This window comes from Streptomyces sp. NPDC050315, from assembly GCF_040655775.1.
Classification (GTDB): Bacteria; Actinomycetota; Actinomycetes; order Streptomycetales; family Streptomycetaceae; genus Streptomyces.
On the sequence record NZ_JBFAKN010000006.1, the window covers coordinates 175985 to 201990 of the forward strand.

22 protein-coding genes, 1 tRNA gene and 1 other RNA gene are annotated in these 26006 nt (G+C 72.7%); 6 read left to right on the plus strand and 18 right to left on the minus strand.

The genetic code is table 11. The annotated features are described in order from the left end of the window. Positions 1-79 precede the first annotated feature (79 nt). The 3 genes from cobG to AB0I82_RS23050 are packed head-to-tail and all read left to right on the plus strand — an operon-like array spanning position 80 to position 3659. A complete protein-coding gene (cobG, locus tag AB0I82_RS23040) occupies positions 80-1450 on the plus strand; it encodes a precorrin-3B synthase (RefSeq protein ID WP_363259224.1) in 1371 nt (456 codons plus the stop codon). A 32-nt stretch (positions 1451-1482) separates the two neighbouring features. Further along, the gene (locus AB0I82_RS23045) at positions 1483-2130 is read left to right on the plus strand and encodes a precorrin-8X methylmutase (protein WP_363259225.1); all 648 of its coding nucleotides are present in this window, start codon (positions 1483-1485) and stop codon (positions 2128-2130) included. A 29-nt stretch (positions 2131-2159) separates the two neighbouring features. Further along, entirely contained in the window at positions 2160-3659 is a 1500-nt protein-coding gene (locus tag AB0I82_RS23050) for a precorrin-2 C(20)-methyltransferase (protein WP_363259226.1), read from the plus strand. A gap of 89 nt (positions 3660-3748) precedes the next feature. Here AB0I82_RS23050 and AB0I82_RS23055 read toward each other — a convergent pair whose 3' ends face one another. After that, entirely contained in the window at positions 3749-4531 is a 783-nt protein-coding gene (locus tag AB0I82_RS23055) for a cobalt-precorrin-6A reductase (RefSeq protein WP_363259227.1), read from the minus strand. Positions 4532-4542: 11 nt separating this feature from the next. Between AB0I82_RS23055 and AB0I82_RS23060 the strand changes: the two genes are divergently transcribed. After that, on the plus strand, positions 4543-5697 hold the full coding sequence (locus AB0I82_RS23060; RefSeq protein WP_363259228.1) for a cobalt-precorrin-5B (C(1))-methyltransferase: 1155 nt from the start codon (positions 4543-4545) through the stop codon (positions 5695-5697). A 34-nt stretch (positions 5698-5731) separates the two neighbouring features. Here the strand turns inward: AB0I82_RS23060 and cobM are convergent, their stop codons facing one another. Further along, on the minus strand, positions 5732-6481 hold the full coding sequence (gene cobM, locus AB0I82_RS23065; protein WP_363259229.1) for a precorrin-4 C(11)-methyltransferase: 750 nt from the start codon (positions 6479-6481) through the stop codon (positions 5732-5734). Beyond that, on the minus strand, positions 6478-7809 hold the full coding sequence (gene cbiE, locus AB0I82_RS23070) for a precorrin-6y C5,15-methyltransferase (decarboxylating) subunit CbiE (RefSeq protein WP_363259230.1): 1332 nt from the start codon (positions 7807-7809) through the stop codon (positions 6478-6480). The genes cobM and cbiE overlap by 4 nt, the downstream gene beginning before the upstream one ends. Before the next feature lie 294 nt (positions 7810-8103). Between cbiE and AB0I82_RS23075 the strand changes: the two genes are divergently transcribed. Further along, positions 8104-9873, plus strand: a complete 1770-nt coding sequence (locus tag AB0I82_RS23075) for a prolyl oligopeptidase family serine peptidase (RefSeq protein WP_363259642.1) — start codon at positions 8104-8106, stop codon at positions 9871-9873. 72 nt (positions 9874-9945) lie between these two features. Here AB0I82_RS23075 and AB0I82_RS23080 read toward each other — a convergent pair whose 3' ends face one another. The 10 genes from AB0I82_RS23080 to ffs form a co-directional block, all read right to left on the minus strand. Further along, a complete protein-coding gene (locus tag AB0I82_RS23080; protein ID WP_363259231.1) occupies positions 9946-10839 on the minus strand; it encodes an SURF1 family protein in 894 nt (297 codons plus the stop codon). Between the two features lie 71 nt (positions 10840-10910). Beyond that, positions 10911-12113, minus strand: a complete 1203-nt coding sequence (locus AB0I82_RS23085) for a DUF4232 domain-containing protein (protein ID WP_363259232.1) — start codon at positions 12111-12113, stop codon at positions 10911-10913. Further along, on the minus strand, positions 12110-12685 hold the full coding sequence (locus AB0I82_RS23090) for a SigE family RNA polymerase sigma factor (RefSeq protein ID WP_363259233.1): 576 nt from the start codon (positions 12683-12685) through the stop codon (positions 12110-12112). Before AB0I82_RS23090 ends, AB0I82_RS23085 begins: the two co-directional genes overlap by 4 nt. 453 nt (positions 12686-13138) lie before the next feature. Next, the gene (locus AB0I82_RS23095; protein ID WP_363259234.1) at positions 13139-14317 is read right to left on the minus strand and encodes an aspartate-semialdehyde dehydrogenase; all 1179 of its coding nucleotides are present in this window, start codon (positions 14315-14317) and stop codon (positions 13139-13141) included. Further along, positions 14314-15585 carry an aspartate kinase gene (locus AB0I82_RS23100; RefSeq protein ID WP_223731564.1) on the minus strand — a complete coding sequence of 424 codons (1272 nt, stop codon included), beginning with the start codon at positions 15583-15585 and terminating at the stop codon, positions 14314-14316. The genes AB0I82_RS23095 and AB0I82_RS23100 overlap by 4 nt, the downstream gene beginning before the upstream one ends. Positions 15586-16002: 417 nt before the next feature. Next, positions 16003-16662 (minus strand): DUF5063 domain-containing protein, encoded by a 660-nt coding sequence (locus tag AB0I82_RS23105; protein WP_363259235.1) that lies wholly within the window; start codon positions 16660-16662, stop codon positions 16003-16005. Then, positions 16655-17254: a recombination mediator RecR gene (gene recR, locus AB0I82_RS23110; protein ID WP_363259236.1), complete on the minus strand. Its 600-nt coding sequence runs from the start codon at positions 17252-17254 to the stop codon at positions 16655-16657. Before recR ends, AB0I82_RS23105 begins: the two co-directional genes overlap by 8 nt. A gap of 77 nt (positions 17255-17331) precedes the next feature. Next, the gene (locus tag AB0I82_RS23115; protein WP_363259237.1) at positions 17332-17691 is read right to left on the minus strand and encodes a YbaB/EbfC family nucleoid-associated protein; all 360 of its coding nucleotides are present in this window, start codon (positions 17689-17691) and stop codon (positions 17332-17334) included. Between the two features lie 196 nt (positions 17692-17887). Beyond that, positions 17888-20512, minus strand: a complete 2625-nt coding sequence (locus tag AB0I82_RS23120; RefSeq protein ID WP_363259238.1) for a DNA polymerase III subunit gamma and tau — start codon at positions 20510-20512, stop codon at positions 17888-17890. An 80-nt stretch (positions 20513-20592) separates the two neighbouring features. Continuing rightward, positions 20593-20691, minus strand: an RNA gene (gene ffs, locus AB0I82_RS23125) — signal recognition particle sRNA small type. A gap of 130 nt (positions 20692-20821) precedes the next feature. Here ffs and AB0I82_RS23130 point away from each other — a divergent pair. Beyond that, a tRNA-Ser gene (locus AB0I82_RS23130) sits at positions 20822-20909 on the plus strand. Between the two features lie 63 nt (positions 20910-20972). Here the strand turns inward: AB0I82_RS23130 and AB0I82_RS23135 are convergent. From AB0I82_RS23135 to AB0I82_RS23155, 5 genes are all read right to left on the minus strand, one after another. Then, positions 20973-22253, minus strand: coding sequence for a site-specific integrase (locus AB0I82_RS23135; protein WP_363259240.1), 1281 nt, complete (start codon positions 22251-22253; stop codon positions 20973-20975). Positions 22254-22262: 9 nt separating this feature from the next. After that, positions 22263-22484 carry a helix-turn-helix domain-containing protein gene (locus AB0I82_RS23140; RefSeq protein ID WP_363259241.1) on the minus strand — a complete coding sequence of 74 codons (222 nt, stop codon included), beginning with the start codon at positions 22482-22484 and terminating at the stop codon, positions 22263-22265. A gap of 469 nt (positions 22485-22953) precedes the next feature. Next, a complete protein-coding gene (locus tag AB0I82_RS23145) occupies positions 22954-24429 on the minus strand; it encodes an ATP-binding protein (RefSeq protein WP_363259242.1) in 1476 nt (491 codons plus the stop codon). Between the two features lies 1 nt (position 24430). Continuing rightward, positions 24431-25264: a bifunctional DNA primase/polymerase gene (locus tag AB0I82_RS23150; RefSeq protein ID WP_363259243.1), complete on the minus strand. Its 834-nt coding sequence runs from the start codon at positions 25262-25264 to the stop codon at positions 24431-24433. Further along, complete coding sequence (locus AB0I82_RS23155) at positions 25261-25950, minus strand: XF1762 family protein (protein ID WP_363259244.1); 690 nt, start codon at positions 25948-25950, stop codon at positions 25261-25263. The genes AB0I82_RS23150 and AB0I82_RS23155 overlap by 4 nt, the downstream gene beginning before the upstream one ends. Positions 25951-26006: the final 56 nt, after the last annotated feature.

Genomic DNA, 26006 nt, shown 5'->3' on the forward strand with positions numbered 1-26006 from the left:
AGCGTGGGGCGGACGCCCGGTCTCCGGCTCGGGCGGGCGGCGGCCTCCCGCTCGGGCGGACGCCCGGGACGGGATCGGTATGCTCGCCGCCATGCCCACGGCGACCAACCCTCCACCTCGGGACGAACCCCCCATACCGGTTCGTCTCGACGCCTGCCCGGGCACTTTGCGGCTGCACATGGCGGACGACGGTGCGCTGGCCCGCGTCCGGGTGCCCGGCGGCGTACTGACCGCCGCTCAGGCGGCCGCGCTGGCCGACGCGGCGGTCCGCCTCGGGGACGGCACGCTGCACCTCACCTCGCGCGGGAATGTGCAATTGCGCGGCCTGGAAGGCGACTGCGGCGGGGCCCTGGCGGGCTTGCTCGACGCGGCCGGACTGCTGCCTTCGTACCGTCATGAGCGGGTACGCAACATCGTCGCCTCCCCGCTCTCCGGCCTCGACGGCACCGGAGACGCGGACGTACGCCCCTGGTTGCGCGCGCTGGACGGCCTGTTGTGCGCGAGCGAGGCCGCGACCGCGCTCTCGGGGCGCTTCCTGTTCGCGCTGGACGACGGGCGCGGGGATGTCGCTTCGCTGGGGGCTGATGTGACATTGATCGCCTCGGGTGCGGCGGGCGCCGCTTCTGGTGGCGCGCTGCTGCACATCGGGGGCGCGGATGGTGCCCTTCGGGTGCGCGGCGCCGACGCTCCTCGGGCCGCGCTGTTCGCGGCCGAGGCCTTCCTGGAGGCGGCGGAGGGCCAATCCCGCGCGTGGCGGGTACGCGATCTGCCGGACGGCGCGGGCCCGTTGGTGCGCGCGACGGCCCGCCTACTGGAGGCGGCCGGTATCCCCTGCACGTATGTGGCGAGTGTCTCGCTGCCTACAGGCGCAGCGCCCGCCCCCGGGATCGTCGACGGCCCCGACGACCACCGGGCGCTGTCCGTCCTCGCCCCCTTGGGGAGCCTGACCGCCACTCAGTGGCGACTGCTGGCCGAGGTGGCCCGTACGGACGGCGACGGCGAAGTACGGCTGACACCGTGGCGCGGCGTGGTCGTGCCCGGGGTGGACCGCGCAGCCGCCGACGACCGGCTGCGGGACCTGGCGGCGGCCGGACTGATCACCGACCCGGCCTCCCCCTGGTACGGCGTCGGCGCCTGCATCGGCCGCCCCGGCTGCGCCAAGTCCCTTGCGGACGTACGGGCCGATGCCGGCACCGCACTCGGTACGGGCGGCGGGCTGCCCGTGTACTGGTCGGGGTGCGCGCGCCGCTGCGGCCACCCGCAGGGCGACTGGGTGGACGTGGTCGCCGAACAGGACGGCTACCGCGTCTCCGTACGCGGCGCGTCACCCGGGGAACCGCCGCCCGCCACCGTGACCGAGCCCACTCCCCCGACGGCACCCGCCGTACTCGCCGCCGCCGTAGCGTCAGCACGTACGGCGCCGGCCTGCACCACCCCTCTGACGCAGTGACCTGCACCCACACCCCTCTGACGCGTGACGAGATGAGCGAGAGCACCGTGTTCGACTACGAGAAGGACGGGGCGGAGATCTACCGCCAGTCCTTTGCCACCATCCGCGCGGAGGCGGACCTCGCGGGGCTGCCCGCGGACGTCTCCCAGGTCGCGGTCCGGATGATCCACGCCTGCGGCATGACCGATCTCGTCCGCGACCTCGCGTACTCCCCGGACGTCGTGGCCCGCGCCCGTAAGGCGCTGCACGACGGCGCGCCCATCCTGTGCGACGCGCAGATGGTCGCCAGCGGAGTCACCCGCAAGCGGCTGCCCGCCGACAACGACGTGGTGTGCACCCTCTCGGAGCCGGGCGTGCCCGAACTGGCCGAGAAGCTGGGCACCACGCGCAGCGCCGCCGCGCTGGAGCTCTGGCGCGACCGCGGCCTACTGGCGGGCTCGGTGGTGGCCGTGGGCAACGCGCCGACCGCCCTGTTCCGCCTCCTGGAGATGATCGCGGAGGGCGCGCCGCGACCGGCGGCCGTCCTCGGCATACCGGTGGGCTTCATCGGCGCGGCCGAGTCGAAGGACGCCCTCGCGGCGAACACGCTGGGCCTGGACTACCTGGTGGTGCGGGGCCGGCGCGGCGGCAGCGCGATGGCCGCGTCCGCCGTCAACGCGATTGCGAGCACCGCGGAATGAGCACCACCACGGAGAGCGGCGCCGCTTCTATGAACAGCGGCGGCACCGGGAAGCTGTACGGGGTCGGGCTGGGCCCCGGCGACCCGTCCCTGATGACCCTGCGGGCCGTCCAGGCCATCGCGGAGGCGGACGTGGTGGCGTACCACAGCGCCCGGCACGGCCGGTCCCGCGCCCGGGCGATCGCCGAGCCGCACCTGCGCCCCGACCACATCGAGGAGCTGCTGCGCTACCCGGTGACGGTCGAGACGACGGACCACCCCGGCGGCTACCGGGGCGCGCTGAACGACTTCTACGAAGAGGCCGCGGCCCGGCTGGCGGCGCACCTCGACGCGGGCCGCACGGTCGCCGTACTCGCCGAGGGCGACCCGCTCTTCTACGGCTCGTACCAGCACATGCACAAGCGGCTCGCGCACCGCTACCCCACCGAGGTGGTCCCCGGGATCACCTCGGTGAGCGCCTCAGCGGCCCGCCTGGGCGCCCCGCTCGTCGAGGCCGAGGAAACCCTCACGATCGTGCCCGGCACGCTGCCTGAGGACGAGCTGACGGCCCGGCTGGCCGCCGCCGACTCGGCGGTCGTGATGAAGCTCGGCCGTACGTTCCCGACCGTCCGCCGCGCCCTGGAGCGCACCGGCCGGCTGGCGGACGCGCGGTACGTGGAGCGGGCGTACATGGACGGCGAGCGCACGGCGGCGCTGGCGGACGTGGACCCGGAGTCGGTGCCGTACTTCTCAGTGGCCGTGCTGCCGTCGCGCGTGGACACCGGGCCCGCGGTCCCGGAGACCGGCGAGGTGACGGTCGTCGGCACCGGCCCCGCCGGCGCTCCCTGGCTGACGCCCGAGTCGCGCGGCGCCCTCGACAACGCCACCGACCTGGTCGGCTACACGACCTACCTGGACCGGGTGCCGGTACGGGCCGGGCAGGAGCGGCACGGCTCGGACAACAAGGTCGAGTCCGAGCGCGCCGAGTTCGCGCTGGACCTGGCGCGGCGGGGGCGGCGCGTCGCCGTGGTCTCCGGCGGCGACCCCGGCGTCTTCGCGATGGCCACCGCCGTGCTGGAGGTGGCGGCGCAGGAGGCGTACGCGGACGTGCCCGTACGGGTGCTGCCGGGCGTGACCGCGGCCAACGCGGCCGCCGCCCGCGCGGGCGCCCCGCTCGGCCACGACTACGCCACGATCTCCCTCTCGGACCGGCTCAAGCCGTGGGAGGTGATCGCCGAACGGCTGCGCGCGGCGGCCGCCGCCGACCTGGTGCTCGCCCTGTACAACCCCGGTTCGCGCAGCCGTACGTGGCAGGTGGGCAAGGCCCGCGAGCTGCTCCTGGAGCACCGCGCGCCGGACACCCCGGTCATCCTGGGCCGCGACATCGGCGGCCCGGAGGAGAGCGTCCGCGTCGTACGACTGGCCGACCTGGACCCGGCCGAGGTCGACATGCGGACCCTCCTGATCGTCGGCTCCTCGCAGACGCAGACCGTACGGCGCGGGAACGGCGAGCAGATCGTGTGGACGCCGCGGCGGTATCCGGAGGACTGAGGCGGGCTTCCGGGGGCGGCGGCTGTCCTTCGGGAGCAGCGGCCGTCCTTCAGGGGCAGGCGGTCTCTTTCGGAGCTGCGCCCCCGGGATCACGCCTCCGTGAGGAACGCGCCGCCCATGTGCTCCGCCAGCCAGCGGACGGCCTGTTCCGGGCCGTCCGCGACGGGGACGCCGGCCGGGGCCGCCGGGCGGCGGACGACGACCACCGGGACGCCGGCCTCACGGGCCGCCGTGAGCTTGGGCGCGGTGGCCGCTCCCCCGCTGTCCTTCGTGACCACGACGTCGATCCGGTGCTCGCGCAGCAGCGCCCGCTCGCCCTCCAGGGTGAACGGGCCGCGGTCGAGCAGCACCTCCATGCGCGGCGGGCACGGGCCCTCGGGCGCGTCCACGGACCGCATGAGGAACCAAAGGTCCGCGAGGTCCGCGAAGGCGGCCAGGCCCATCCGGCCCGTGGTGAGGAAGACCCGGCGGCCCAGGTCCGGGAGGAGCGCGGCGGCCTCCTGGAGCGACCCGGCCGAGTGCCAGTCGTCGCCGTCCCCGGGGACCCAGCCGGGGCGGCGCAGCGCCAGCAGGGGAACATGGGCCATGCCTGCGGCCGTCGCCGCGTTGAAACTGATCGTTCCGGCGAAAGGATGGGTGGCGTCGATGAGCACGTCCACCTGGTGCGCGCGCAGCCACTGGGCCAGCCCCTGCGCACCCCCGAAGCCGCCGATGCGGACCTCGCCCGGCGGCAGCACGGGGCGGGCGACCCGGCCCGCGAGGGAGGTCGTCACGCGGACGCCGCCGGCGAGCGGGCCGTCGACCAGCGCCGCGGCGAGCCGGCGGGCCTCCGTCGTCCCGCCGAGTATCAGTACGTGCGTCGCGGCGTGCATCGGAACCTTCCATGAGTGAGGCGAGTGGCGGGCGCAGCGCCCAACTCAAGCACACCGGTCTGCGGCCCGGCTGGACGACCGGCGCCTGTGCGACGGCGGCGGCCACCGCCGCGTACACCGCGCTGCTGACCGGCGACTTTCCCGACCCGGTGACGATCACGCTGCCCAAGGGCCAGACACCGGCCTTCGCGCTCGCGGTCGAGGAGCTGGCCGAGGACGGGCCCGGGAAGGCGCCTGGAGAGCCGTCAGGCAGGCGCGCGACGGCGGGCGTGGTCAAGGACGCGGGCGACGACCCTGACGTCACGCACGGCGCGCTGGTCCGCGTCACCGCGCGCGCCCTGCCGCCCGGCTCCGGCGTGGTCTTCAAGGCCGGACCGGGCGTGGGTACGGTGACCCGCCCCGGCCTCCCCCTCGACGTCGGCGAGCCGGCCATCAATCCGGTACCGCGCCAGATGATGCGCGACCACCTGACACAGGTCGCCGCGCGCCACGGGGGCGGCGAGGCGGACGTCGAACTCACCGTCTCGGTGGACCACGGCGAGGAGATCGCCCGCTCCACCTGGAACCCGCGGCTCGGCATCCTGGGCGGCCTGTCCATCCTCGGGACGACCGGCATCGTCGTGCCGTACTCGTGCTCGGCCTGGATCGACTCGATCCGGCGCGGCGTGGACGTGGCCAGGGCCGCCGGCCGTACGCATGTGGCGGGCTGCACCGGCTCGACGTCCGAGAAGACGGTGGTGGCCGAGTACGGCCTGCCCGAGGACGCCCTGCTGGACATGGGCGACTTCGCGGGCGCGGTACTGAAGTACATCCGCCGGCACCCGGTCGAGCGGCTCACGATCTGCGGCGGCTTCGCCAAGCTCTCCAAGCTGGCCGCGGGCCACCTGGATCTGCACTCCGCGCGCTCCCAGGTCGACAAGGGCTTCCTCGCCGAACTGGCCCGGCAGGGCGGCGCCGACGAGGCGCTGGCCACGGAGGTCGCGGCGGCCAACACCGGCCTCGCCGCGCTCCAGCTGTGCGCGGCCGCGGGTGTCGCCCTCGGCGACCTGGTGGCGGCCACCGCCCGCGATCAGGCCCTCGAAGTGCTGCGGGGCGCGCCCGTGGCGGTCGACGTCATCTGTATCGACCGGGCTGGAAACGTCGTGGGGCGCAGTACGGTGCGCTGACGCACGGCCTCCTGGGGCACGTGGCCTGCGCGCGTCAGCACACGTGGCGGTCGCGCTCCGCCGAGTACAGGTGGCTGTCGCGGAACTGCTCGGCGCCCAGCGTGCGGCCGACGATGATGACGGCGGTACGGACGATCCCTGCCGCCTTCACCTGGTCCGCGATGTCCTCCAGGGTGCCGCGCAGCACGAGCTCGTCGGGCCGACTGGCCATCGCGACGACCGCGGCCGGACAGTCGGCACCGTAGTGCGGCAGCAGCTCTTCGACGACCCGGTCGGCATACCGGGCGGCGAGGTGCAGCACCAGAAGGGCACCGCTGCGCCCCAGGGTGGCCAGGTCCTCGCCCTCGGGCATCGCCGTCGCCTGCTGCGCGATACGGGTGAGGATGACCGTCTGGCCGACCGTGGGCACGGTCAGCTCCCGCTTGAGCGCCGCGGCGGCCGCCGCGAACGCCGGGACGCCGGGTACCACCTCGTAGGGCACACCGGCGGCGTCCAGCCGCCGCATCTGCTCGGCGACCGCGGAGAAGACCGAGGGGTCGCCGGAGTGCAGCCGGGCCACGTCGTGCCCGGCCTCGTGCGCGCTGATCACCTCGGCGATGATCTCGTCGAGGTTCAGCTGCGCGGTGTCCACCAGCCGGGCGTCCGGCGGGCATTCGGCGAGCAGTTCACGGGGTACGAGGCTGCCCGCGTACAGGCAGACCTGGGAGGCGGCGAGCGTCCGGGCACCGCGCACCGTGATCAGGTCGGCGGCACCGGGGCCCGCGCCGATGAAGTACACGGTCATCTGTCGTCTCCTGAGGGTGCGTCGTAGTCGGTGCCTTCGGGGCGGCCGCTGTCCTGGGAACGGCCATCGCTTACGGGGGCCTTGCGCACGGCCCACTGGGTGACCGGCATGGCCTGCCGCCACCCGGTGAAGCCGCCCACCGGTACGGCGTGCGCCACGGCCAGCCGTACCAGCTCGCCGCCGTGCTTCCGGTACCACTCCGCGAGCAGCGCCTCGGACTCCAGCGTCACGGTGTTGGCGACCAGCCGGCCGCCGGGCGGCAGCGCGTCCCAGCAGGCCGCGAGGAGCCCGGGGCTGGTCAGCCCGCCGCCGATGAAGATTGCGTCCGGTACCGGCAGGCCGGACAGGGCCTCCGGGGCCGGGCCGGTGACGACCCGTAGGGCCGGTACGCCGAGCCGGTCGGCGTTGCGCCCGATGCGCTCGGCCCGTACGGGGTCGCGCTCGACGCAGACGGCGCGGCAGGAACGGTGGGTCCGCATCCACTCGATGGCGATCGAACCGGAGCCGCCGCCGATGTCCCACATCAGCTCGCCCGGGGCCGGCGCGAGCGCCCCGAGGGTGGCGGCACGTACGTGACGCTTGGTCAGCTGGCCGTCGTGCTCGTACGCGTCGTCGGGCAGCCCGGGGACGGCACCCAGCCGCAGCGCATCCGGGGCGCGGCGGCACTCCAGGGCGATGATGTTCAGCGCGTCCCCGGGCGGGTGCGGCCAGTCCTCGGCCGTGCCGGTCAGGACGCGCTCCCGCTCGCCGCCGAGCTGTTCGAGCACCCGCATCCCGCTCGGCCCGAAGCCCTGGTCCGCCAGGAGCCGGGCGACCTCGGCGGGGGTGCCGGGGCCCGCGCTGAGGACGAGCAGCCGCCGGCCGTCGTGCAGGGCGGCGGACAGCTGCGCGGCAGGCCGCCCGACGAGCGTGACCACCTCGGTCTCCTCCACCGGCCAGCCCAGCCGGGCGCAGGCGTAGGAGACGGAGGAGGGGTGCGGCAGGATGCGCAGCGCGTCGGTGCCGACGGCTCCGTCGCCGAGTACTTCGGTGAGCGTCCGCCCGATGCCGTAGAACATGGGGTCGCCGCTGGCCAGCACCGCGACCTTCTGCCCGGCGTGCGCCGCGAGGAGCCCGGGCACGGCGGGCCGCAGCGGTGACGGCCAGGCCACTCGCCGCCCCGCGCACTCCGCAGGCAGCAGGGCCAGTTGGCGCGGCCCGCCGATGACGACGTCCGCGTCCCGCAGCACGGTCTGCGAGGCGGACGGGATACCGCCCCACCCGTCCGCTCCGATCCCGACGACGGTCACGGCCGGTGGCGTGGGGGGTGGGGACGTGGCGGGGGTCACAGCCGGCTACCTCGGAGATCGAGCGGGTTCGGAGCCGCACTCTACTGGCAGCCCGCGACGCCCCGGCGGCCGCCTCCTGACGGCACCACGGGCGGGACGCCGACGGCACGGCGGACGGATCGCCGACGGTGCTGCGGACGGTCGTCGACAAGACCGCGGACGGGCTGCCGACCAGGCCGCTGTCATGCCCGTGGCGAAAGTTTTCCACAGGCGAACGGTCGGCCCGGCGCGATGTGCCTCGCCGGGCGCAGAATGGGTCGCATGACTGACGAGACCACTGCCATCACCGAGTCCATGCCGGACTGGGAAAAGCGCTTCCGGGCCCCGCGCGTCGGCCTTCCCGAGTGGGCCGAGGACGCCCCCGCGCGCTCCCTGTTCGTGTCCAACGCCACCGGCACCTTCGAGTTGTACGCGTGGGACCGGGCCAGCGGTGAGCAGCGCCAGGTCACGGACCGGCCGAACGGCACGACGGACGGGACGCTCACCCCCGACGGCGAGTGGATCTGGTGGTTCTCGGACACCGACGGCGACGAGTTCGGCGTCTGGATGCGCCAGCCGTTCGGCGGCGGCGAGGACGAGCCGGCCGCGCCCGGACTCGCCCCCTCCTACCCCGGCGGACTCGCCCTCGGCCGCGACGGCACGGCCGTCATCGGCCGCTCCACCGACGAAGAGGGCTCGACGATCCACCTCGTCCGACCCGGCCAGGACCCGGTGGAGATCTACCGCCACCGCGAGTCGGCCGGCGTCGGCGCCCTCTCCCACGACGGCTCGCTGATCGCCGTCGAGCACACCGAGCACGGTGACGCGATGCACTCCGCGATCCGCGTCGTGCGCACCGACGGCTCCACCGTCGCCGAGCTGGACGACACCAAGGGCGGCACCGAGGAGCTGGGCCTGTCGGTGATGGGCTTCGCCCCGGTCGACGGCGACGCCCGGCTGCTGGTGGGCCATCAGCGCCGCGGCCGCTGGGAGCCGATGATCTGGAATCCGCTGACCGGCGAGGAGACCGCGCTCGCCATAGAGCTGCCCGGCGACGTCGGCGCCGACTGGTACCCGGACGGCTCGGCCCTGCTGGTGGAGCACGAGTTCCAGGCCCGCGGCGAGCTGTGGAAGTACGTCCCCGAGGACGGCGAGCTGTCCCGCGTCGAGACCCCGACGGGCACGGTCTCGGGCGCCACGGCCCGCCCCGACGGCACGGTGGAGTTCCTGTGGTCCTCCGCGGCTCAGCCCCCGGAGGTGCGCTCCACGAGCGGCGCGGTCGTGCTCGACCCGCCAGGGATGAAGGCTCCGGGCTCCGTCCCCGTGACCGACACCTGGGTCGAGGGCCCCGGCGGCCGCATCCACGCCCTGATCCAGAAGCCGGCCGGTGAGGGCCCGTTCCCCACCGTCTTCGACATCCACGGCGGCCCGACCTGGCACGACAGCGACGCCTTCGCCTCGGCGCCGGCCGCCTGGGTGGACCACGGCTTCGCGGTCGTACGGGTCAACTACCGCGGCTCGACGGGCTACGGCCGGGAGTGGACGGACGCGCTCAAGCACCGCGTCGGCCTGATCGAGCTGGAGGACATCGCCGCGGTACGCGACTGGGCGGTGGAGTCCGGCCTCGCCGACCCGCGCAAGCTCGTGCTCTCCGGCGGCTCCTGGGGCGGGTACCTCACGCTCCTCGGCCTCGGCACCCAGCCGGAGTCCTGGGCGCTGGGCCTGGCCGCGGTCCCCGTCGCGGACTACGTCACGGCGTACCACGACGAGATGGAGGCGCTGAAGGCGATGGACCGCACGCTTCTCGGCGGCACGCCGGAGGAGGTGCCGGAGCGGTTCGAGGCGTCGTCCCCGCTGACGTACGTGGACGCGGTCCGCGCGCCGGTGTACATCTCGGCCGGGGTGAACGACCCACGCTGCCCCATCCGCCAGGTGGAGAACTACGTCGACCGCCTCAAGGACCGCGACCACCCGCACGAGGTCTACCGCTACGACGCGGGCCACGGCTCCCTGGTCGTGGAGGAACGCATCAAGCAGCTCCGCCTGGAACTGGACTTCGCCCGCCGGTACCTGGGGGACGTATGACCAATTTGTGAGGGGGCGAGGGGGTGGAGGGGAGGGGGCGGGGGCGGGGGGGGAGGCCCCCCGCCCCACCGGTCAAGACCCGGAAGAGACCTTCCGCTCGGCCCCGCCCTCGGAAAGGCCGCCCGCACCAGACCCCGGCTCGGGCTCCGCCCCCGCCTCACCCGCGGCCCCCACTCCCGCCCCCATCTCGTCCACAGGAATCCCCAACGCCGCATCCCGGGCCGCTTCGGACTCGCGGCGGAAGAGGCGGAACCACATGAAGAGGACGAAGCCCGCGAAGACGAACCACTCGCCGGTGTAGCCGAGGTTCTGGAACGCCTTGAGGTCGAGTCCGCTGCCCTCGGCCGCGGCCGGCGGCACGGCCTTCATCGGGCTCTGGGCGTGCGAGACCGTGATCCAGGCGTCGTACACGTCGTACGGCACGATGTTGACCAGCGACGCCGCGCTGATCATGCCGAGCTGGCCCTGCGGCAGGCCGCCGCCCGCCTGGACGCCGTTCGTGCCCTGGTTCTCCGACGCCTGCAGCGCGCCGGTGACGGTCACCTCGCCGCGCGGCGGCGCCGGCACCTTCGCCGCGTCGGCCTTCGCGTCCGCGTCGCCCGGCAGCCAGCCGCGTACGACGGGCAGCGCCTTGCCGCCGCCCGTACGCAGCATGGTCAGCACGTAGAAGCCGGTCCGCTCGCCGAGCTGCCGACCGGGGACGAGCAGCTGATGGCCGGCGTCGTAGTGCCCGGTCGCGGTGGCGCGCCGGCCCGAGGTGTTCTTGTCGACGGGCAGCAGCTGCGTCAGCGGGCGGGCGGCCGCGGTCTTGGCGTCGGCCGCCTGGTCCTCCTGCTGCTGATGCGTGTCGACGCGGTCCTCGAAGCGGCTCAGCTGCCAGCTGCCCATGAAGACGCACACGGGGATCGCCAGCAGGACGAAGACGTTGATTCCCCACCATCGCGGGGTGAGCAGGAACCGGTACACACCATCAAAGGTACGGGCACGTGCCTCGTACCCGGACGGCGGGCCCGTATCTGCCGCGGCCCCGCTGGGATCTACTGCGCCGGCAGCGGGCCCGTGCGGTACACCGTTCCTGCACAGGCGTCGTTGATCGTGGTGGTCGCGGCCGAGGGCTCGCCGGCCTCCGGGGTGTGGCTGACCGCGACGCTGGCCGCCTGCGTACCGTCGTCCGCCGGCCCCTCGCTGCCGCTGCCCGACTGGTCGCCGCTGCCGTCGGCCGAGGAGGAGTTCGCCGGTTCGCCGGATCCGGCGCCCTCGGAGCTGCCGGGCGTCGGCGTACTGGACACCGCGCAGCCCGACGACCCGCCGCCCTCCGCCGGGACCCAGGCGAACTTCACGTCGTACGCCTGGCCGGGCTTCAGCACGATCTGGTCGGGTGCGGCGGCCGGGTCCGGCAGGCCCGGCGCGGCGTCGCCCGCCGTGTGGTCGACGACCTGGACGCGGGTCGGGTCCGCGCTGCCCTGGGCGACGGCGATCACGCTGCCGCCGCCGTCGACCGAGCAGCTCGCGGCGGAGGTGTTGACGACCCGCAGGGAGCCGTAGACACGGCCTTCGGCGTCGGGCGTGCCGAGGCTCGCGCTGCCGCTGCCGAGCTGGGCGCGCAGGCAGGTGGGCGAGGTGACGTCCATCGTCGCGGCGGGGTCGACGACGGAGCCGCCGGGCTGCTCGGTCCTGCCGTCCTTCGCCGTGCCCTTGTCCTTGCCGGTTTTCTTGCCGTCCTTGTCGGTTTTCTTACCGTCCTTGCCGGCCGGGCGGTCGCTGTGCCGGCTGCTCGTACCGCCCTTGGTGCCGCCGGTGGTGACGTGCGCCTCGGAGCTGCTGGCGGCGTTGGCGCGGCGGTCGTCGGCGTCCCCGCCGTTCGCGACGTGCAGCATGGCGGGCATGGCCGTACCGCCGAGGAGCAGTACGGCGGCCGCGCCGACCACGGCGTGCCGGCGGCGCCTGCGCCGGGCCGGTACCGCGCGGCGGAGGGTTTCGAGGGAGTCGGGGGACGGTTCCAGGTCCTGGACGGCGGACTGCAGGAGATTCCGCAGCTCCTCCTCGCCACCGCCCCCGGAACCACCGGGGCCGCCGTCGGCGTCGCGCCCGCCCTCTCCCGTGGCACCGTTGTCATCCGGTGCCGAGGCCGCCCCCGAGGCCCCGCGCTCCGTACCGTGCGATTGCTGATCCTCGCCGGGCGTCTCCCCCGGTCCCCCCTCGGACGCGGGCTCGTGCGGGCCGTGCTGCTTGCTGGTCATGCCGGAGCCTCCATGGCGACGCGCAGCGCCGCGATACCCCGTGAGCCGTACGCCTTCACCGAGCCGAGCGATATGCCCAGCGTCTCGGCGACCTGCGCTTCGGTCATGTCGGCGAAGTAGCGCAGCACGAGGACTTCGCGCTGGCGCCGCTGCAGACCGCGCATCGCCTTGATCAATTGGTCTCGCTCCAGCTGTTCGTACGCGCCCTCTTCGGCGCTCGCCATGTCGGGCATCGGCTTGGAGAGCAGCTTCAGTCCGAGGATGCGGCGGCGCAGCGCGGAGCGGGAGAGGTTGACGACCGTCTGCCGCAGATAGGCGAGGGTCTTCTCGGGGTCGCGTACGCGTCCGCGCGCGGAGTGCACGCGGATGAACGCTTCCTGGACGACGTCCTCGCAGGACGCGGTGTCGTCCAGGAGCAGCGCGGCGAGACCGAGCAGGGAGCGGTAGTGCGCTCTGTAGGTCTCGGTGAGGTGGTCGACTGTCGTGCCCGCTGCCATCGCTTCGTCAGCGTTCCCGTGCGGGGACGGGGCCTGCGTGGGGCGCGCGGCGGGCCAGGGGGCGATCACCGGCATGCCACCGGGGATGCGAGTACGCGACGGCCGCGCCACAGCCGCGCTGCCCGCGCTCCCGGGGCCGATTGCAATGCCGAGTACCTCTGCCACGCCTGTTGGACACGCTTCCCCCCGTCAGGGTTGTACGCGCAAGGCACCGTTTTTGGCGATGCGTTGAATGCCCTCATGCGTACCAGCTCTTCCCCGATGCCCCGTATTGCCCGTGCCCATAAGGGCGGACCGCCGAACCGTGCTGTGCCGAACGCCCAGGAGGGCGGCGACAAAGACGCTCCCCGCGCGGCTGCGGTTGCAGCCGACGGGGAGCGAAAAGCCGAACGGCACACCGACCAAGATCAAGAGACCGGGGCCGATGGTCCGCTCACAGGACTTTCACAAGTAGTCCTCGAATTATTACCCACGGGCCGAGCGCTTGGGGAGTGGATTCTTCGAAATTCAAGCATCGCCGAGCGGGGCTCAGCTCCCGGTCAGCTCCGCCGCGACCACCTCGGCGATCTGCACCGTGTTCAGCGCCGCGCCCTTGCGGAGGTTGTCGCCGCACACGAAGAGTTCGAGCGCGTGCGGGTCGTCCAGGGACCTGCGTACGCGCCCCACCCAGGTCGGATCCGTGCCGACCACGTCGGCGGGCGTGGGGAACTCGCCCTCCCCCGGGTCGTCGCACAGGACGACGGCGGGCGCCGCGGCCAGGATCTCGTGCGCGCCGGCCACCGTGACCTCGCGCTCGAAGCGCGCGTGCACGGTCAGCGAGTGGGTGGTGATCACCGGTACGCGGACGCAGGTCGCGGTGACGCGGAGCTCCGGCAGGCCGAGGATCTTGCGGGACTCGTTGCGGACCTTCAGCTCCTCGGAGGACCAGCCGTCCTCCTGCAGCGACCCGGCCCACGGCACGACGTTGAGCGCCATCGGCGCGGGGAAGGGGCCGAGGTCGTCGCCGACGGCCCGCCGCACATCACCGGGCGTCGTACCCAGCTCCGTACCGGACACCGCGGACAGCTGACCGCGCAGCGCGTCGACGCCGGCCTTCCCGGCGCCGGAGACGGCCTGGTACGAGGAGACGATCAGCTCGCTCAGGCCGTACTCGGCGTGCAGCGCGCCCAGCGCGACGATCATCGAGAGCGTCGTGCAGTTCGGGTTGGCGATGATGCCGCGCGGCCGTACGCGGGCGGCGCGTGCGTTGACCTCCGGTACGACCAGCGGGACGTCCGGGTCCATGCGGAAGGCGGCGGAGTTGTCGACGACCACCGCGCCCTTGGCGGCGGCGATCGGCGCCCACGTCGCCGAGACCTCGTCCGGCACGTCGAAGAGCGCGATGTCGATGTCGTCGAAGACCTCTTCGGCGAGCGCGAGGACCTCGGTCTCCGCGCCCCGTACGGTCAGCTTGCGCCCTGCCGAGCGCGGCGAGGCGATCAGCCGGACCTCGCCCCAGATGTCGGCGCGCTCGGAGAGGATGCCGAGCAGTACGCCGCCGACGGCGCCGGTGGCGCCGACGACGGCGAGGTTCGGCCTGCGGGCCGCACGGTCCTCCGCGCGGCCCGCACGGGCCGCCGCCACCGGATCGCTGTCCGGGAGCGGCGCCCCATGGGCCGGTGCCGGCAGCCCGTCGGCCGCCGGCGTCAGCCCATCAGGGGTGATCATCGTCCGGTGCCGCCATAGACCACGGCCTCGTCGGAATCGGTGTCGAGACCGAACGCGCTGTGGACGGCCTGGACGGCCTCGTTGACGTCATCGGCACGGGTGACGACCGAGATGCGGATCTCGGAGGTCGAGATGAGCTCGATGTTCACGCCCGCGTTCGACAGCGCCTCGAAGAAGCCGGCGGTGACGCCCGGGTTGGTCTTCATACCGGCGCCGACCAGCGAGATCTTCGCGATCTGGTCGTCGTAGCGCAGCGAGTCGAAGCCGACCGACGGCTTGGTCTTCTCCAGCGCCGCGATGGCCTTGCGACCCTCGGTCTTCGGCAGCGTGAAGGAGATGTCGGTCAGGCCCGTCGACGCGGCCGAGACGTTCTGCACGACCATGTCGATGTTGATCTCGGCGTCCGCGATGGCGCGGAAGATCGTCGCAGCCTCGCCCGGCTTGTCCGGTACGCCCACGACCGTGACCTTCGCCTCGGAGGTGTCGTGCGCGACGCCCGAGATGATCGCCTGCTCCATCGGCTGGTCCCCTTGCGGTTCGTTGCTGACCCAGGTGCCGCGCAGTCCCGAGAAGGACGAGCGGACGTGGATCGGGATGTTGTAACGGCGTGCGTACTCGACGCAGCGGTGCAGCAGCACCTTGGAACCGGAGCTGGCCAGCTCCAGCATGTCCTCGAACGAGATCCAGTCGATCTTGCGGGCCTTCTTCACGACCCGCGGGTCGGCGGTGAAGACACCGTCGACGTCGGTGTAGATCTCGCAGACGTCCGCGTCCAGGGCGGCGGCCAGCGCGACGGCGGTCGTGTCCGAGCCGCCGCGGCCCAGCGTGGTGATGTCCTTCTTGTCCTGGGACACACCCTGGAAGCCGGCGACGATCGCGATGTTGCCCTCGTCGACGGACGTCTTGATCCGGCCCGGCGTGACGTCGATGATCCGTGCCTTGTTGTGCACGGAGTCCGTTATGACGCCGGCCTGGCTGCCCGTGAAGGACTGCGCCTCGTGTCCGAGGTTTTTGATCGCCATCGCCAGCAGGGCCATGGAGATCCGCTCTCCGGCGGTCAGCAGCATGTCGAACTCGCGCCCCGAGGGAATCGGGGAAACTTCCTCCGCGAGATCGATCAGCTCGTCCGTCGTGTCGCCCATCGCGGAGACCACTACGACAACCTGGTTGCCGTTCTTCTTGGCCTCGACGATTCGCTTGGCAACGCGCTTGATGCCCTCGGCATCCGCAACGGATGAGCCGCCGTACTTCTGCACGACAAGGCCCACGTGTGCTCGCTCCTCGCAACTGTCTGTCGGATCCCCGGGTACCTGCGGGTTCCGCAGGCCTGCGGGCGTTTCCGGACCCCTGTGTGGGGGTCATGCGGTCGGCTCAGTCTATCGAGCAGGCGGAATCCGCCTCGCCAATACCACATCGTGAGACACATTGCTCGCTACCCGATCAAAACAGTCGGCGTGCCGGTCGTACGCGGCCTCCTGCGAGGCCGTACGCGACCGAAGCGCCCTCCGCCGTGACCGGCGCGAGCCGACTCGCGTCCCGCTTCCGAGTATCTCCCGAAATGGTCGGCGTGGCGCATCGTCGCGCCCGCTCGGCAGGCCACCTGCCCGCTCCGGAGGAGAGCACACGGAAACCATGCGGAAACGTAAGCCAGCTCACAGGCGTACACGGAGGCGCCGCCCGATGCCTCAGCCCCGGTGCAGCCCCAGCGGCCCCGCGATCTCCGCCGCCATGACCTTCCCGGCCTCTTCCTCCAGGTTCTCCTCGCCGTCGGCCCCGCTGTCGGTGTCCAGGCCGTCCAGCTCGTCCAGCGGCTGGTCCAGGCGTACGTGCGCGACCAGCGACTGCAGGGCGCGCAGCGCGGCGCTCGCGGTCGGCCCCCAGTTCGACAGGTACGAGAACTGCCACCACCACAGGGCCTCGCTGATCCGCCCGGCCCGGTAGTGCGCGAGGCCGTGCCGCAGGTCGGTCACGATGTCGGCGAGGTCGTCGGAGATCCGGCAGGCCACGGGCGCACTGCGCGGTACGTACGGGTCGAACAGCTCGTTGTACACGTCCACCGGGTCCAGCAGCGTCGCGAACCGCTCCCGCAGCTCGTCCACGTCCGGCTCCGGGCCGATGTCCGGCTCGTACCGGTCCTGCGGAACGATGTCCTCGTGCGCGCCCAGCCGGCCGCCGGTGAGCAGCAGCTGCGAGATCTCCAGCAGCAGGAAGGGCACGGCGCTGTCCGGCTCGTCACCGCGCGCCACTTCCGTGACCGCCACGATGAAGCTTTCGACCGAGTCGGAGATCTGTACGGCGAAGTCGTCCGGGTTCTGCGTGGCGTTGTGCAACGTGGGATCAGACATCGAGAAGTCTCCGTCCTTCGAAGGCCCGCCCGAGCGTGACCTCGTCGGCATACTCCAGATCGCCCCCGACCGGCAGTCCGCTGGCCAGACGCGTCACCTTCAGCCCCATGGGCTTGATCATGCGCGCGAGGTACGTGGCGGTCGCCTCGCCCTCGAGGTTCGGATCCGTGGCCAGGATCAGCTCGCCGACCGTGCCGTCGGCGAGCCGGGCCAGCAGCTCCCGTATCCGCAGATCGTCCGGGCCCACGCCCTCGATGGGGCTGATCGCCCCGCCGAGCACGTGATACCGGCCGCGGAACTCCCGCGTCCGCTCGATCGCGACGACGTCCTTGGGCTCCTCGACCACGCAGATGACCGCGGGGTCGCGGCGCGGGTCGCGGCAGACCTGGCACTGCTCGTCCTGCGCGACGTTGCCGCACACGGCGCAGAAGCGGACCTTCGCCTTGACCTCCATCAGCGCGTTCGCCAGCCGGCGGACGTCGGTCGGCTCGGCCTGGAGGATGTGGAAGGCGATCCGCTGCGCGCTCTTGGGACCGACGCCGGGCAGCCGCCCCAGCTCGTCGATCAGGTCCTGAACCACGCCTTCGTACACGGAACGCTCTCTCCCTTGTCCGCCCTGCTCCGTACGCTAGTTGGCCTCCCGCCCGAAGGGGAGGCCCCGGCTCTCCGTCAGAACGGGAGGCCGGGGATGCCGCTGCCGCCGCCGAGGCCCTGCGCGAGCGGGCCCAGCTTGTCCTGCTGGAGCTTGGCGGCCGCGGCGTTGGCGTCCTGAACGGCGGCGATGACGAGGTCGGCGACGGTCTCGGCCGTCTCCTCCGCGGACGCGCCCTCCTGGGCGATCGCCTTCGGGTCGATCTGCAGACCCTTGAGCTCACCGGCGCCGGTCACGGTCGCCTGGACGAGCCCGCCGCCCGCGGAACCCGTCACGGGCGTCTGCGCCAGCTCCTGCTGGGCCGCCGCAAGGTCCTGCTGCATCTTCTGGGCCTGCTGAAGCAGCTGCTGCATATCGGGCTGACCACCGGGGATCACTGCGGACTCCTGCCGTACGACTACACATGTTTGCGGTAGCCCGAGCCTACGTGCTCCGTGGCCGCCGCGCCCTACGCCGCAGGAAGGAGTACGGATGTACGCCTTCCCCGGGCCGCCCCGCGCCTGCGGCGATTACGGAAAGCGATATACGGAGGGTCGATCTTCACCTTCCGGCCCGCCGTCCGCCGCCGCGGCCTCACTCGTTGTTGTACTCCTCTATGACCGTCGCGCCGAGCTCGCGGACGATGAGGTCGTAGCCGCTGAGGGCGGTGTCGACGAGGTCCGGATCGTCCTCGGCCGGCATGTCCTCCTCGATCGAGTACGACGGGGGCTCCGGCTCGCGGTACGCGGGCTCGGCGGCCGGCGCCTGGGCCTGCTGCGCCCCGGTCGAGGCCACGGCCTGCCGGGCGCGCTGCGCACCCTGGCCGCCGCCCGCGCTCCCGGGCTGCTCGGGCGCGCCCTGCGGGGGCGGGGCGGGAGCGGCGGCCTGCTGCGGGGGCGCGGCCGGGGCACCGCCTCCGCCGTAACCACCACCGCCGCCGAAGCCGCCGCCGGGCGCACCGGCGCCGCTGCCGCCGAAGCCGCCACCGCCGCGCGGGGCCGCGCCGCCGCCCGGCGGGCCGGCGCCGCCCGACGGGTCGATGATCGCCTCGACCCGCCACTGCACGCCGAAGCGCTCGGCCAGCGCCTCGCGCAGCACGTCCTCACTGCCGCCGTTCGCGAAGCTGTCGCGCGCACCGGCATTCGGGAAGCCGACCTGGAGGGTCGTGCCGTCGAACCCGGCGACCTGGGCGTTCTGACTGAGCAGGATCCACGTGAAGCGGCGCTTGCCCTTCACCGCCTCCAGGATGTCCGGCCACATCTGCCGTACTTGCTGGGTCCCCTGAGCGGCGCTCTGCGCGGCGGCGGGCCCACCCGAGCCGTACTGCCGGCTCTGCGCGGGCTGCTGCGGCGCCGACGGCTGGGGCGCGGACGGCTGCGGGGCGGGCGCCTGCTGCGCGGGGGCCTGCGGGGCGGACGGCTGCTGCCCCGGCGGCTGCTGTACTGGCGCGGCGCCCTGGCCGCCCTGGCTTCCGGGCGCGGCCGCGGTCGGCCAGCCGCCCGGCTGCCGCCCACCGGCCGCACCGCCGTCGGCCGCACCGGCCGCGGGGCCCGCCTGCGATCCCGTACCACCGCTCGTCGGCCAGGCTCCGGGCCGCTGACCGGCTTCCTCACCGGGGCCGCCGGGCCCACCGGCGCCGCCCGGCCCGCTCGTGGCGCCGGGCCAGGCGCCCGGACGGCGCGCTCCCGCGCCGCCCGCCTGGCCGCTGTCACCCTGCGCACCGCCCGGCTGCTGCGCACCCGAGGGCCAGGCGCCCGTCGGAGCGCCGCCGCTGCCCGTGGGCGCGGGGCCCGCCGCCGCACCGGAGGCCTCGCCCGGCCCGGCACCCGCCGGGCCACCGGCCGGCGCCGCATCCGCCGGAGCCCCCGTCGCACCGCGGACCGCGGCCCGCGCGGCCGCCGGACCTGCGGGACCGGCCGGGGCAGCCGGAGCCGCGTGCGCGCCCGGCCCGGGCACGTATCCCGCCGCGACCTCGCCACCGGGCTGCATCGACGGCACCCCGCCGGGGCCGGGCGCACCGCCCGGGCCCGCGGGCAGGCCGCCGCCGAGCGCGGCCGCGCCGGCCCCACGCTCCAGGCGGTCCAGCCGCGCCTGCACCGAGCGCTCGTCGTCGTACGCCGCGGGCAGCAGCACCCGCGCACAGATCAGCTCCAGCTGCAGCCGCGGCGAGGTCGCGCCGCGCATCTCCGTCAGCCCGGAATTGACGAGGTCGGCCGCGCGGCTGAGCTCGGCGGCCCCGAAGACGGAAGCCTGCGCCTGCATCCGCTCCACGACATCGCCCGGGGCGTCGATCAGCCCCTTCTCCGCCGCGTCCGGCACGGCCGCGAGGATCACCAGGTCCCGCAGCCGCTCCAGCAGGTCGGCGACGAACCGCCGGGGGTCGTTCCCGCCCTCGATCACGCGGTCCACGACCTCGAAGGCCGCGGCGCCGTCCCCCGAGGCGAACGCCTCCACGATCGAGTCCAGCAGCGACCCGTCCGTATAACCGAGCAGCGCCGTCGCCATGGCATAGGTCACACCGTCGGCACCGGCTCCGGCCAGCAGCTGGTCCATCACCGACATCGAGTCACGCACGGACCCGGCACCCGCCCGCACGACGAGCGGCAGCACCCCGTCCTCGACCGGGATGTCCTCCCGGCCGCACACCTCTCCCAAGTACTCGCGCAGCGTCCCCGGGGGCACCAGCCGGAACGGATAGTGGTGCGTACGCGACCGGATCGTCCCGATGACCTTCTCGGGCTCGGTCGTCGCGAAGATGAACTTGAGGTGCTCCGGCGGCTCCTCGACGACCTTCAGCAGGGCATTGAACCCCGCCGAGGTGACCATGTGGGCCTCGTCGATGATGTAGATCTTGTACCGGCTGCTCGCCGGGCCGAAGAACGCCTTCTCGCGCAGCTCGCGCGCGTCGTCCACACCACCGTGCGAAGCGGCGTCGATCTCGATGACATCGATCGATCCCCGCCCGTTACGCGCAAGATCGACGCAGCTCTGGCACTCCCCGCACGGCGTCGGAGTGGGGCCTTGCTCACAGTTGAGGCAGCGCGCCAGGATCCGCGCGCTGGTCGTCTTGCCGCAGCCGCGCGGTCCGCTGAAGAGATACGCGTGGTTGACGCGGTTGTTCCGCAGGGCCTGCTGCAGCGGGTCGGTCACGTGCTCTTGCCCGATGACCTCGGCGAAGGTCTCGGGGCGGTAGCGGCGGTACAGCGCAAGGGATGACACGCATACGACGATATCGGCCCGCACTGACAACCGGCCCCGCCTCCGGCCGCCCGCGGCCACCGCAGGCCGCCCGGCCCGGGAACGCAAACGCCCCCCACGCACCCGCCAGAGCCGACCTACCCTTGCTGCCTTCCGGCCCTGGGGGAGTTCAGTCAGATAGCGCCACGTGAGGGGCTGCGCCCACAGTACCTGATCCAGCGCCCCCGAAACGACCCTCTCCCCGCCTCCCCGGACGGGGTTACTCACGTCACACGGACCGGCCCCGATCTGGTTCGCGAGCACTCCTCCACGTCATGTAGTGTCTTCCTCGGAGGATTCGCCTAGTGGCCTAGGGCGCACGCTTGGAAAGCGTGTTGGGGGCAACCCCTCACGAGTTCGAATCTCGTATCCTCCGCCATTGCTCTCACCGGGCAATACGTCGAAAGGCCCCACCTCCGGGTGGGGCCTTTCGACGTTGTTCTCAGCCCTCGTTGTCCTGGTTTTTGTCCACAGCGGCCTTCTCAGGGTCTCCCCAGATCGCTTTCCCGATCTTCCGGGCGACGTCCTTGAGGAGCGCGTCCGGGACGTGGAGGTACCGAGCCCGCATCCTGACCGCGCCGCCGGGCTCCCATCCCATGATCTGGTCGATGACCCGGTCGGGCACTCCGAGGAGCATCAGGACCGTGCCCGCCGTGTGCCGGGCGTCGTGCAGGCGGCCGTCTCGGACCTCCGCCGCTTCGAGCAGCCGCTTCCAGTCGTGGTAGTCCGTGTTCGGGTTCAGCGGCCCGCCCACCGGCCTGGTGAAGACGTACTCGGACTCCTCCCACAGGTCGCCGGCCACCTGCCGTTCACGCGCCTGAGCTTCCGCGTGGGACCTCAGCATGACGGCCAGTTGCCCCGGCAAGGGAACGATTCGCCTGCCCGCCTTGGACTTGGTGTTCTTCGTCTCACGCCGTACCTGCACGCGGTCTGGGCAGTAGCCGGCCTTCCGCCCGCAGGGCTTCCCCTCGGAGCACCCGTGCTCGTACTTCGGCCGTAGCCGGTTCCGGCGCAGCTTGAGATATTCGTTCTCCAGGTCGACGTCCGACCACCGCAGGCCGAGCGTTTCCCCCTGGCGTAGGCCGAGCGCGAGAGCGAGCATCCAGCGGGCGCTGTTCCGACGCTTGTTTACCTCCAGCAGCAGACGCTGCACCTCGTCCACCGAGTACGGCTCGACCTCGTGCTCGTCCTCTTCGACGCGCGGCGGTTTGGCCAGCGCCGCGGCGTTCTTCGCCGCATAGCCGCGTCGTACGGCTTCGCCGAGGGCCGTCCGCGCCGTGCGGTGCGCCTGGTGAGCCGTGGCGGCCTTGCTGCCGTTGGCCAGCATCCGCCGGTACAGGCTCTCCAGGTGCTCCGGTTCGAGACGGTCCAGCCGGTGCTTCCCGATACCGGGAACGAGGTGGACCCGTACGGCCACCTCGTACCCGGCGTAGGTGTTCTCGCTGATGACCGGCTTGGCGATGTTCTCGACCCAGTGCAGCAGCCACTTCTCGACGTTCCAGGGCTTGCCCGGCTGTTGCGCGGTCCCCTGGTCGCGCTGCTTCTCCAGTCGACGGACCTCATCCACCAGCTTCTGGCGCGTGGAGCGGGTCACGTGGCGGCGGTACGGGCTGCCGTCGTCCTTGTAGCCCATGGGCACCCGGGCGTGCCAACGCTCGTCCTTTCCGAAGTAGATGGCGGATTCGCCGTTGGCACGGCGGGTGCCCTTCTTCTTGTCGGTCACAGGTTCCTCTCAGGCGGCGGTGCGGTGGGTCTGGCGGAGCCGGGCGGCGTAGTCGTCCAGCGCGGCGACCGGCACGCGGCGGAGGCGGCCGACAGGAACGGATTCGAGTTCGCCGGTGCGGATGAGGCTGTAGCAGAGGGTGCGGCCGATGCTGAGCCGGCGGGCGGCCTCTTCGACGGTGAGCAGAACGAGGGTGGTGTCCACGGGGGTAGCGAGCTGGATCGCTTCCACGGACGGTCCTTCCTGTGATTGGCGAGGGATGGAGTTGGGTTCGTGGGCTCCTGAGGGCCGCGTCTGTCCGAGGTCGGGATTTCTGCGTCACTGCGACATCTGCGACATCCGTGCGCCTGACCTGCGGCTTTTGGTGACGCGGAGGCTGCGGGGTGCGTCAGCTGGTGACGCTGGCTTTCGTCATGGGTGACGTGGGTGACGCGGGGTGACGCAGCTCCGGCCGTCCTGCGTCACCCCTGTAACGGCAGGTCAGCGACCGTTTCCGCCCTTGGGTGACATGGGTGACGCAGCGTTTCTTCTCTTAGGAAAAGAGAAGGGGGGTGTCTGTTGTAGTGCGCGCCTTAGAGCGTGAAGAAGGAGCCGCTTCGCGGCGCGACCCTTGGGCGGCGCCGAGGCGCCGAACAGCAAGAGGAGCACCCCGGGCGTGGTGCGACCTGGTGCTCCTCTTGCTTGTGCCGGTACCGCGCGGTCAGAGCATGGGCTCTTGCTGGTGCGGCTGCGGGGTGGGGCATCGGGTCATCTCGATGTAGCGGGCCGCGCTGGTGCGGCCCCAGTCGACGAGGACGCCCCGAGCGGCGAGGGTGGGCTGGAGGCGCTTGAGCCGGTCGGAGAGGACCTTGCCGGTGGTCGGCCAGCCCTTGGGCAGGGGGCGGAAGTCCTCGCCGGTGTAAAGGCCGGTGAGGCAGTGCAACCACTCCGAGGACGTCATGCGTACCTCTGCGCCCGCTTCGAGGCCGGCGGCGTGCTTGAGCACGGTCTGGGCCAGGAGGTCGCCCTCGATGACGTCGTCGTTGAGGTCGTCCAGGCTGGCCCGGTAGGCGCCCAGCGCGCCGAGGCCGGTGGCGGCGTCGAGCTGCGCGCACAGGTGCGCGAAGTCGGCCATGCGCAGGTCGGTGGGGATGTCGGCCTTGGCGGCCCGGACCTGGACGGTGAGGTCCAGGAGGGAGCCGAGGATCACGGGCAGCACTTCTTCGAACTCTGCCCACAGCTCCGCCTCGGTGCGCCGGACCTTGGGCCGCTCCAGGCGGAGCGGCAGAAGGCGTTCGGCGAGGTCGGGCCGGACGACGCCCACGTCGATGCCGGTCAGCAGCAGGGGACGGCGGTAGCGGGAGCGGACCACGTCCCCGTCGGTGAACAGGGCGCGCTTGATGGTCTCCGCGCCGGTGACGATGCAGCACATGAGGTCGGACAGGTCCGGTGTCAGGTGGGAGAGGTTGTCCAGCGCGGTGACCCACCCGGCGGCCACGGCCGCGATCAGGTTCTCCTCGTCCTTCGGAGCGCGGCGCAGGTCCCCGCTCATGCCCTCGATGATCCGCACCAGCATCCGGCCGCCGGTGGACTTGCCCGCGCCCTGCGGGCCGGTCAAGAACGGAGCGGGGACGGGCACGGACGGCCCCAGGCAGCCGATGAGCCAGGCGAGGGCCAGGCATTCGGTCTCGGCGTTCGCGAAGTTGCACAGCCGCAGCAGCAGATCGATGCCCTTGCCGTCGGTGTCCTTGGCCGGCAGGGGCAGTTCCCCGGTGAGCTGGGTGCGCCGCCAGCGCACTTCCTGCGGGTCGGGGGTGACGATGTCCCAGCCGGTGGGGTGGATGCGGACGGACTGTCCGTCGTTGCGGCCCAGGTCGAGCCAGGTCGCGCCGTCGAATCCGGGGGCGACGCGGATGTGGACGGGTTGGGTGTCCTCGGTGAGCGCGAGTGCTTCGATCAAGTCCAGTGCCTCCTTGAGGGCGGTGCCGTTGAACACGCCGCGCCCGTCCTTGAACAGGCCGATCATGAGTTCCTGGCGGTGGCTGCCGGTGGTGCCTTGGGAGCGGATCGGGCGGGCGACGGGGTGGCCGTTCCTCTGCGCGTAGACGGTCCCGTCGGCGGTGCGGAAGTAGCGGAAGTGGGCCTGGGCGTAGTCGGTGATGACCTCGCGGGCCGGGGTCTTCTCGTCCTCGGACATGTCACAGTCCCAACGTGGTGCGGGCGTTGGTCCACGCCTCTGTGCAGTGTCGGGGCCGCTCGCCCTTGGCCTGCGCGGCGGCGAACAGCCGCTCGACGTGGGCCTCGGTCAGGCACCCGCACCGGCCGTGGGCGGACAGTACGGCGAGGAAGGTCCGGTAGACCGTTGTGTGGATCGCGCTGCGGGCGTCGGTGATGCGCTGCTCGGCCATGGCAATCCCGCGCTCCAGATAGACGGGCGTGCGGTGACGGCACTCTCCGCTCCCGGCCGGCACGCTGATGGCCTGCGGCACGGGCCGGGCCGGGGAGGGTTCCTTCGCGGCCAGCTTGCGCACCTGGTCCGGCAGCCCCGTCATGCCCCCGGTGCCGGGCCCGAGCCAGCGGGCATAGGACATGCGCGACTTGATGTCCACGCCCGGCCGGACGCCGTTGGAGGACTGCAGCGTCCCGCTATAGATCCAGTGCTCTCCGCGCGTGCTGGGCACCGTGCGGGTCGGCGGCAGGGTCTGCCGGGCCCAAGCGACAGCGGCCGGGTTGTCGAGATCCACCACGGTCAGCCCAGCGCCGCCGGGGTGGTAGGCGACGGCCGCGGCCTGCCGCCACGCCGCAGCCCAGGCCGGGGAGGTGAGCACGCGGGTGTCGGTGGTGGCGGCAGCCCAGCCGTGGCAGGGCGCCGGGCACTGGCACGGGCCGGCGGCCAGCATGTTCGGCCGGTCACCACAGGCGCTGCCGGCGCAGGCACGGCAGTTGCCGAACGGGAGCTTGCCCGCCCGCAGCGGCAGCACCGGCACCCCGGTCACGGCCAGTTCCAGGGCAGCGTGGAAGGGCGTAGTCATGCGACAGCCCTCCTTGCCTGTGCCTGGCGGGCGCGGTGGGCCCGCTGACGGCAGGCGTTGGAGCAGTAGAGCGGGAGCCGACCGCGACCACCGTGCAGAGCAACCGCGGTGCCGCACGTAGTGCACTCAATTGCGTTACGCAATTCGTTACGCAGAACGGTGATGTCCGGCAGCGCAGGGGCGTGGTCGCGCGCCTGCTCCCACAACATCCGAGCGATCCTGTCCGTGCCGCGATTCTCACGAGGCCGCGACGGGGCATCCCACCCCGCACGGGGCCGTAGGACGGCAACCAGACGCCACCCGGCGGCCCGCAGACTCGCCCCGGATTCCCCGTCTTGCGTGTAGGTCAGCGCACGCAGGTAGCCAGCTGCTGAGGCGGTCCGCCACGCGGCCCCATACAGGGCGGAGCAGGCATTGGGGGTGCCGTCGGTGGCCACGCGGGTTACCTCGACATGCCAGCCGGTGTCGAGCGGGCGGGCGATGGGGCGACCGACGATGGCAACGCCGCACAGCGAGCCGTCCGGGCGCAACACTCCCAAGCTGAACTTGTGGCCCTGGGGCCGCTTGTGGTGACGGTGCAGAGCATCGACCGCGTCGCAGGCATCCGCTAGGGACAAGGGCACGACGGTCAGCCGCGGCCGAAACGGCCGGGCGGCGGGTCGCCGAATGTCGGTGGGTTGGGTCATGCTGGACTCCTCCATGTCTGTGGAAGGGCTGGAGACCAGGGCGACCGCGTGGCCTG

Coding starts and splice junctions, on each gene's coding strand:
- AB0I82_RS23075 (WP_363259642.1), top strand. CDS start 8,104: ATGCCGGACTGGGAAAAGCGCTTCCGGGCCCCGCGCGTCGGCCTTCCC.
- AB0I82_RS23045 (WP_363259225.1), top strand. CDS start 1,483: ATGAGCGAGAGCACCGTGTTCGACTACGAGAAGGACGGGGCGGAGATC.
- AB0I82_RS23050 (WP_363259226.1), top strand. CDS start 2,160: ATGAACAGCGGCGGCACCGGGAAGCTGTACGGGGTCGGGCTGGGCCCC.
- AB0I82_RS23060 (WP_363259228.1), top strand. CDS start 4,543: ATGAGTGAGGCGAGTGGCGGGCGCAGCGCCCAACTCAAGCACACCGGT.
- AB0I82_RS23095 (WP_363259234.1), bottom strand. CDS start 14,317: ATGATCACCCCTGATGGGCTGACGCCGGCGGCCGACGGGCTGCCGGCA.
- AB0I82_RS23085 (WP_363259232.1), bottom strand. CDS start 12,113: ATGACCAGCAAGCAGCACGGCCCGCACGAGCCCGCGTCCGAGGGGGGA.
- AB0I82_RS23145 (WP_363259242.1), bottom strand. CDS start 24,429: ATGTCCGAGGACGAGAAGACCCCGGCCCGCGAGGTCATCACCGACTAC.
- cobM (WP_363259229.1), bottom strand. CDS start 6,481: ATGACCGTGTACTTCATCGGCGCGGGCCCCGGTGCCGCCGACCTGATC.
- cobG (WP_363259224.1), top strand. CDS start 80: ATGCTCGCCGCCATGCCCACGGCGACCAACCCTCCACCTCGGGACGAA.
- AB0I82_RS23150 (WP_363259243.1), bottom strand. CDS start 25,264: ATGACTACGCCCTTCCACGCTGCCCTGGAACTGGCCGTGACCGGGGTG.
- AB0I82_RS23105 (WP_363259235.1), bottom strand. CDS start 16,662: ATGTCTGATCCCACGTTGCACAACGCCACGCAGAACCCGGACGACTTC.
- AB0I82_RS23155 (WP_363259244.1), bottom strand. CDS start 25,950: ATGACCCAACCCACCGACATTCGGCGACCCGCCGCCCGGCCGTTTCGG.
- AB0I82_RS23055 (WP_363259227.1), bottom strand. CDS start 4,531: ATGCACGCCGCGACGCACGTACTGATACTCGGCGGGACGACGGAGGCC.
- AB0I82_RS23090 (WP_363259233.1), bottom strand. CDS start 12,685: ATGCCGGTGATCGCCCCCTGGCCCGCCGCGCGCCCCACGCAGGCCCCG.